The 7,211-nt window shown below is 73.5% G+C and carries 3 protein-coding genes and 2 pseudogenes; 3 read left to right on the forward strand and 2 right to left on the reverse strand.

What is annotated here, in order from left to right:
* Window positions 1–63 precede the first annotated feature (63 nt).
* Window positions 64–4,554, reverse strand: a complete 4,491-nt coding sequence (locus AB0P17_RS34880; protein WP_365817488.1) for a serine protease — start codon at window positions 4,552–4,554, stop codon at window positions 64–66.
* A 167-nt stretch (window positions 4,555–4,721) separates the two neighbouring features.
* On the opposite strand from AB0P17_RS34880, the gene AB0P17_RS34885 reads away from it, so the two are divergent.
* Window positions 4,722–5,372: a peptidoglycan DD-metalloendopeptidase family protein gene (locus AB0P17_RS34885; protein ID WP_365817490.1), complete on the forward strand. Its 651-nt coding sequence runs from the start codon at window positions 4,722–4,724 to the stop codon at window positions 5,370–5,372.
* A 49-nt stretch (window positions 5,373–5,421) separates the two neighbouring features.
* Window positions 5,422–6,027, forward strand: a pseudogene (locus tag AB0P17_RS34890) (N-acetylmuramoyl-L-alanine amidase); the annotation flags it as partial.
* A gap of 178 nt (window positions 6,028–6,205) precedes the next feature.
* On the opposite strand, the gene cobM reads toward AB0P17_RS34890, so the two are convergent.
* Entirely contained in the window at window positions 6,206–6,991 is a 786-nt protein-coding gene (cobM, locus tag AB0P17_RS34895) for a precorrin-4 C(11)-methyltransferase (protein ID WP_365817492.1), read from the reverse strand.
* Between the two features lie 11 nt (window positions 6,992–7,002).
* Here cobM and AB0P17_RS34900 point away from each other — a divergent pair.
* A pseudogene (locus AB0P17_RS34900) lies at window positions 7,003–7,211 on the forward strand (hypothetical protein); the annotation flags it as partial.

Consider the following 7,211-nt stretch of genomic DNA (forward strand, 5'->3'; position numbering starts at 1 on the left):
GAGGCACGGCGTAAGCCGCGGCACGTCTCGTGGGCCCGCGGCACGTCGTAGGCCCACGGGGGCTCACGTCCCGCACACCGGTCCCGCCGGGACGTCCGCCGCCACCGCCGCGCGGTCCTCGTCCGTGAGCGCGCGCTGCCCCGTCACCGTACAGAGCGTGCGGATCCACGCCTCGGGGTCGAGGCGTACGGCGATCACCTGGCGGCCGTCGGTGGCCATGACCGTCGAGCCGTCGGCGGACACGGCCGGGAAGGCGCCCGCGCGCCGGTACGCCGCCCCGAAGTCGTAGGACCGTTCGTACGAGCGCTGTCCGGCGCGGTAGATCCGTACCCTTCCGGTGTCCGCCACGAGGAAGCCCCCGTCCTCGTCGATGAACTCGGCGGCGTACCGCCCCTCCCACTCACCGATCCCGCGCATCGGGCCGAGTTCTCTGCGCAGGGGATCGAGCCGCCACAGCTCCCAGACCCCGCCCGTACGGAAGACCGCCATGAACCGCGCGCCCTTGTCGAACCGGACGCCGGTGGCGCCGCCGCCGATGTCGATCCGCAGCCCCTTCACCTCGCGGCCCGCGCGGACGTCCACGACACGGACGGACGTGCCGTCGAGGACCGCGACATGCCCGGCCTCGGGGTACGGCCAGGTGACGGGCTGGGCGAACGAACCGGTGTCGTCCCCCGCGATGCCCAGGTCGCGCAGGTCGACGGCGTCCGTACGGCGGCCGCTTCGTGCGTCCCGGCGTTCGACGACGCTCCCGGTGGTGACGAGGAGGTGGCCCTCGCCGTCGAACCGGAAGTCGGACGAGGCGGTCGCCTCGACGGGGATGCTGCTGACCAGGCGGAGCGACGGCACTTCGCGGATCTGGATCTCCCGGCCGGCGACCGGTTCCGCGACGAGGGAGCCGTCGCTGTTGGTACGGAGCGTCTCCCGGCCCAGTTCCGGGGACGGCCGTTCGGCCGCGGCGATCTCTTCGAACCGTTGGCCCACCTTGTCCGTCCGCAGCAGCCTCAGGGCCCCCGCCGCACTGATCGCGGTGGAGCCGTCGGGTGTGAGCGCGGCATAGAAGAACGGTCCTTGCGGCAGGGTCTCCTGCTCGTCGGATTCCTGGGAAGGTACGGCGTTCAGGGTGACACCGGCCCCGTCGTGACTCAGCAGCCCGAGCCGGCCCTCGTCGTCCACCAGCTGTCCGTGGATCACCCGCCGGCTTCCGAGGCCCGCCGGCACGGAACCCGCCGTGCCGGTCTCGCTCTCCGTACCGGCGGCGTAGAGGAACGTGTCGTCCCGGGTGTCGGCGATCTCCATCACCGAACCGGAGAGGTTCTGGGCGACGGCGACGCGCCGGCCCGTACGGTCGAGCGCCAGGTGTTCCTCGCACTGCCTGCCGGTGTACCGTCCGCGCTCCTTCCCGTCCGCCACCCGGATCACGTGGTGGACGCCCTTCTCCTTCGCCGGGAGGACCCGGCAGTAGGCCAGCGCCGTACCGTCGCCGGACACCTGGGCCCGCGCCACCCCGGTCACCACGGTGCGGGGCGGGCGCGAGCCCTCGTAGGCCAGCACGGACGTGCTGTTCGCGCGGTCCGCGTCCGGGCCGGTGGTCAGATCCGCGGGTGGCCTTCCGGCGGCCAGTACGGTGTCCCGGTCCCGGCCGAACCAGACCGCGTCGAAGCGCGCCATGCCCGCCGGTGGCGGGATCGTCCGGACGCGGGCGCTCCGGTCGGTGAGGTCCCAGATGACGATGTCCCCGTCGATCCCGGCCGCGACCCGGCTCCCGTCCGGCGAGACGGCGGCGCTCCGGACGGAGGTCCCTTCACGGGTCACCGGCGGTCCCCCGGGCGCCGTCCACGCCCGGCCGATCAGCGCGCCGGCGCCTGCATCCGGGTCCGGGTCCGCGTCCGAGTCCGGGTCCGCGTCCGAGTCCGGGTCCGAGTCCGGGTCCGAGTCCGGGTTCCCGCTCCCCTCCGCGCGCACATCGTGCCAGACCAGCGTCCCGTCCGTGCCGACGTACCCCGCGCCCGTCCCGTCCCGCGCGACCACCGGGTAGTGCGCCTTCGTGCCCGCCGGGAGGTGGACCCGCCGTACCTGTTCGGCTTCCCCCTCCCCGTCGCCCCGTACGAAGAGCGTGGCCCGCCCCAGCACGCTGACGGCCAGCACCACCCGGCCGTCGTCGCTCGCGGCGATCCGCTCGATCCGGCCGAGCGCCCCGGAGAGCAGCGAGCCCGTCCGGCCGTACGTGAGGTAGCTCTGGAGCAGCGCGTCGCGCGCGGACTCCGTGGGTGAGCGGCGGTACGCGGCGACCGCGACCAGCGCCGAGAGCGCGGGGTCCGTGGTGCGCAGGTCCGTCGAGGCCGCCGCCAGGGAGCGGGAGCCCGCCTCCGCCGTACGTTCCTCGGTCACCCCGGTCTGGTAGACGAAGAGGGTGCCGAGGACGGCCGCCAGCGCCAGCACCGTACCGATCACCGAGAACAGCCCGCGTCTGCGTCTGGTCCGGCGCCGTTCGTGGTCGCGGCCCCGCCGCAGGAAGTCGCTGTCCGCCTCGCTCAGCTCCGCGTCCCGCTCGCGCTCCCAGCGCCGCGCCGCGTCCAGCGCCGACGCCGCCGGGAGCAGGTCGGGCGAGCGGCCGGCGGCCTCCCAGCGTTCCCGGTCGTGGCGGAGCGCTTCCCGCCAGGCGAGGAAGTCCCGGTCGCGCTCCACCCACGCGCCGAGCCGGCCCCATGCGCTGATCAGCGCCTCGTGGGCCAGTTCGACGGTCTCCCGCCGCTCCCCGTCGAGGCCGATGACCACCAGCCGTTCCCCGGCCAGCGCGCGGGCCAGGCTCCACTCCGCCTCGCCCAGTTCGGCACGGGGGACGACGCGGCGGGTGGCCCCGGGGCCGCCGAGGGGGAGCCGGACCAGGCGGGTGAAGAGCCGCCGCGCGATGTCCTCCCCGCCGGTCGCGCCGCCGGTCTGTCCACTCGGGCCGGCCAGGTCGGCCTGTCCGCCCGGGCCCGGATCCGCCGTCCCGGACGCCCCGCGCACCTCGCGCCGCCACACGGCCTCCGCCCGCTCGGCCAACGCGCCGCTGACGCCGCCGAGTTCCTCGTACGCCCGGTGCGTGAGCAGGCCGCCGCGCTGCCGTTCCCAGAGCTGGTCGAGCGTGAACTCCAGCAGCGGCAGCACCCCCTGTCCGTCGCCGCAGTCGTCGAGGATGCGCTGCGCCAGGCCGTCCGCGTACCGGACGGCGGCGACGGCCTCGACCGGCCGGACGACGGCCTCGCGCACCTGCTCGCCGGACATCGGGAGCAGGAGCAGCGACTTGCCGCGTACGGCGCGCCCGAGGCCGGGCCGGGCGGTGACCGCCTCCAGGAAGTCGGCGCGGAGCGTGGAGACGACGCGCAGCGCGGCCGGCGGCCGGGCGGGGAAGAGAACGGCGACCGCCCGCGCGACCGAACCCGGCCCGGAATCGGACTCGGGCCCGGGCTCGTCCGCCAGCAGTTCCTCCAGTTGGTCGATGACGACGACCAGGCCCCGTACCCCCTCCTCCTCTCCCTCCCCGTCGTCCCGTCGGCGCTCCGTCAGTTCGGCGAGGATCCCCGCGAGCCCGTGCTCGGCGATCTCGGCCTCCACCGCGCGGCTCTCGCTCCGCAGCGCGCCGCCGGTCAGCTCCGGCCGGGTGAGCCGCGCCAACTCCCGTGCCAGGCCGCCGAGAAGGCCGGAAGGGCCGCTCGGGCGTACCACCACGACGGCGTACCCGGCCCGCCGCAGCCGGGGCACCGCACCCGCCCGTACCACCGACGACTTGCCGCAGCCCGACGGGCCGAAGACCGCGACCACCGGGTGCTCGGTCACCAGCGCCGCGACCTCGTCGCTCTCCTCGTCCCTGCCGAAGAAGACGTCGCCGTCGGTCTCCTGGAACGCCGACAGGCCCCGGAACGGTGACGGCGGCAGCACGGCCGTCCGCAGCGACGGTACGGCGCCGAGCAGCGCCCGGGTCGGGATGAGGAAGGCGGAGGGCCGGGTGCCGTCGGCGGCGACCACCATGCCGACGACGGAGGCCAGCCGGTCGTCCCACACCGGCGCGCCGCTGAAGCCGCCGCTGATCTCGTGGTTGCCGTCCACCGCCCGCTCGAACTGCAGCCACCCCGTTCCCTGCCGCGCCCGGAGCACCCCGGCGTGCCAGACGCCGTCCGGGTACCCCGCCGGGAAACCGAGGGCCCGTACGGGATGCCCCCACACGTCGTCGGCCTCGGTCATGCGCAGGGGTACGGCGCCGGGCAGCGGGGCCCGTAAGCGCAGGACGGCGATGTCCTCGGCGCCGGACGCGCCGCCGTCCGCCGGCCAGTGCGCCAGTTCCACCGAGGCGGTCACCCCCGACCCGTCGCCCAGCGGCAGGTCGACCTCGACCACCGCCCCCGCCGCGGGACGCTCGCCGGGGCTCAGCCCGAGCGCGGAGGCGACGACATGGGCGCAGGTCAGGGCCAGTTCACCGGTGACGAGAAAGCCCGCGCCGACGACCGTGCCGTCATCGGGAACCCGGACCCTCAGAACGGCGGCGGCAAGCGGTGGTTCGGCGGCGTACACGGAACTCCCCCTCGGTGCGCCCCGGGCGGCGGGCAACCCTTTACAACACCCAGGACCACGTGGACGTTTATTGGCTATTTATTGAACGTTTCTTTGCCTTACCCAGGATGACGCACAGATGGCTGCCCGTCAGGTCATCGAAGTGAACACGTCAAGGGGGATTTGACATGGCCACGATCGAATTCGATCACGTGAAATACGGCAAGACGGACGCGTGCGTCAAAAGCTTCCAGAAGGCGCTCATCGCCAAGGGGGGCAAGATCCCGTCCGGCCCCACCGGTCTGTACGGCCCGGAGACCAAGGCCGCCTGCGCCAAGTTCCAGAAGGCCCAGGGGTGGACCGGCAGCAACGCCGACGGGCTCCCGGGACCGCAGACCTTCGACCTCCTCGGGCTCAAGGACGGCGGCCACAAGTCGGGGAGTTCGAGCACCAGGGTGGCCTCACCCGTGCCCGGCTACGGCATCAACGCGGGCAACCCGTACGGCAAGCCCGGAAACTACAGCGCCGGTTTCCACACCGGCAGCGACTACCCGGCGCCCAAGGGGACCAAGGTCGTGGCCGTACGCGCCGGCACCATCGCCGTGTCGAACAACAACGGTGACTCGTACGGCACCTGGATCCACCTGAAGGCCGACAACGGCAGGACCTACGTCTACTGCCACCTCTCCAAGCGCAGCGTCTCGGTCGGCGACAAGGTCAAGGCGGGCGAGAAGCTCGGCGAGGTCGGCTCCACCGGCAACTCGACCGGCCCGCACCTGCACCTGGAGGACCGGCCGCATGGCGGCGGCTACGGGAACGTCCGCAAGCCGTCCTGGTGAACACGGCTCCGCACAGCCACGTACACCACGACGGAAAGGAAGATTCCTCATGGCACCACCACTGTCCGCGTCGGCCTTCCTCGCGGCGCTGCGCGCCGAGGGCGTGAAGGTCAAAGAGGTCGGCGACTGGCGTACGCACAACCGCAACCACAAGGGCCTCTGGGGCCCGGTCAACGGAGTGATGGTCCACCACACCGTCACTTCGGGCACCACGGGCTCCGTGGCGATCTGCCGCGACGGATACGCCGCGCTGCCGGGACCGCTGTGCCACGGCGTCATCGACAAGACGGGCGTCGTCCACCTCGTCGGCCACGGCCGGACGAACCACGCCGGGGGCGGTGACCCGAAGGTCCTCGCGCGCGTGATCGCGGAGGACTACGGCGACCGCCCGCCCAAGCCCACCCGGGGCAACGCCGACGGCGAGGACGGCAACGCCCGGTTCTACGGCTTCGAGTGCGTCAACCTCGGCGACGGGAAGGACCCGTGGCCGGAGGCGCAGCTCGACGCGATCGAGCGGGTGGGCGCGGCGATCTGCCGTGCGCACGGGTGGAGCGCGCTCAGCGTCATCGGGCATCTCGAATGGTCCAACGACAAGATCGACCCCAAGGGGTTCGGAATGCCCGGCATGCGCGACCGGATCGCCGGGCGGCTGAAGTCCACCCCTGCCAAGAAGTGAGCGTCACCGGCACGTAGTCACGCGGGGGACGGCGGGACACGGAGAAGGCATCCGTGCCCCGCCGTACCGGTGCGTGCCCCGCCGTACCGGTGCGTGCCCCGCCGTACCGGTGCGTGCCCCGCCGTATCCGTACGAGCGCCCCGAGCGTCCCGGGGCGCTACGGGCACCCCGTAACGCCGTCGCCGTCGCTGTCGCACTCGTGAGGGCGATCGCGCTCCGCCGAGTACAGGTGGCTGTCCCTGAACTGCTCCGCGCCCAGCGTCCTGCCCACCATGATCACCGCCGTCCGCACCACGCCCGCCGCCTTCACCTGCGCGGCGATCCCGTCCAGCGGCCCGCGCAGCACCAGCTCGTCGGGGCGGCTGGCCATCGCCACCACCGCCGCCGGGCAGTCCGCGCCGTAATGCGGCAGCAGCTCCGCCACCACCCGGTCCACGTACCGCGCCGCCAGGTGCAGCACCAGCAGCGCGCCGCTGCGCCCGAGCGTCGCCAGGTCCTCGCCCGCCGGCATCGGGGTGGCCCGCTGGGCGACCCGGGTCAGGATGACCGTCTGGCCGACCGTCGGCACGGTCAGCTCCCGCTTGAGCGCGGCGGCGGCCGCCGCGAACGCCGGTACGCCCGGGACCACTTCGTACGGCACACCCGCCGCGTCCAGCCGCCGCATCTGCTCGGCCACCGCACTGAAGACGGACGGGTCGCCGGAGTGCAGCCGTGCCACGTCGTGGCCCTCGCCGTGCGCCCCGACCAGTTCGGCGGTGATGGCGTCGAGGTCCATCCTGGCGGTATCGATCAGGCGCGCGTCCGGCGGGCACTCCGCCAGCAGTTCGCGCGGGACCAGGCTGCCCGCGTACAGGCACACCCGGCACTCGGCCAGCCTGCGGGCGCCGCGCAGGGTGATCAGGTCGGCGGCGCCGGGGCCCGCGCCGATGAAGTACACGGTCATCGGATTCCTCCGTGGATGCCCCTGCCTTCAGGCAGGGGAGGAAACGGGCTCCTGCGGAGCGGGGCAACGAGCTGCGATCCGCCGCCAGGGCGGATCGCAGTACTCCGACCCGCAGGTTTGATGTCAAGTCGCGGAAGTCCGCCGAGTACACCACCTCCGGTTTCCGCTTCCGCGAAGGGAAGCTGACTCTGGCGAAGATGTCCGGTCCGCTGGACATCGT

Origin of the sequence: Streptomyces sp. NPDC088124 (assembly GCF_040685895.1) — a bacterium.
Classification (GTDB): Bacteria; Actinomycetota; Actinomycetes; order Streptomycetales; family Streptomycetaceae; genus Streptomyces.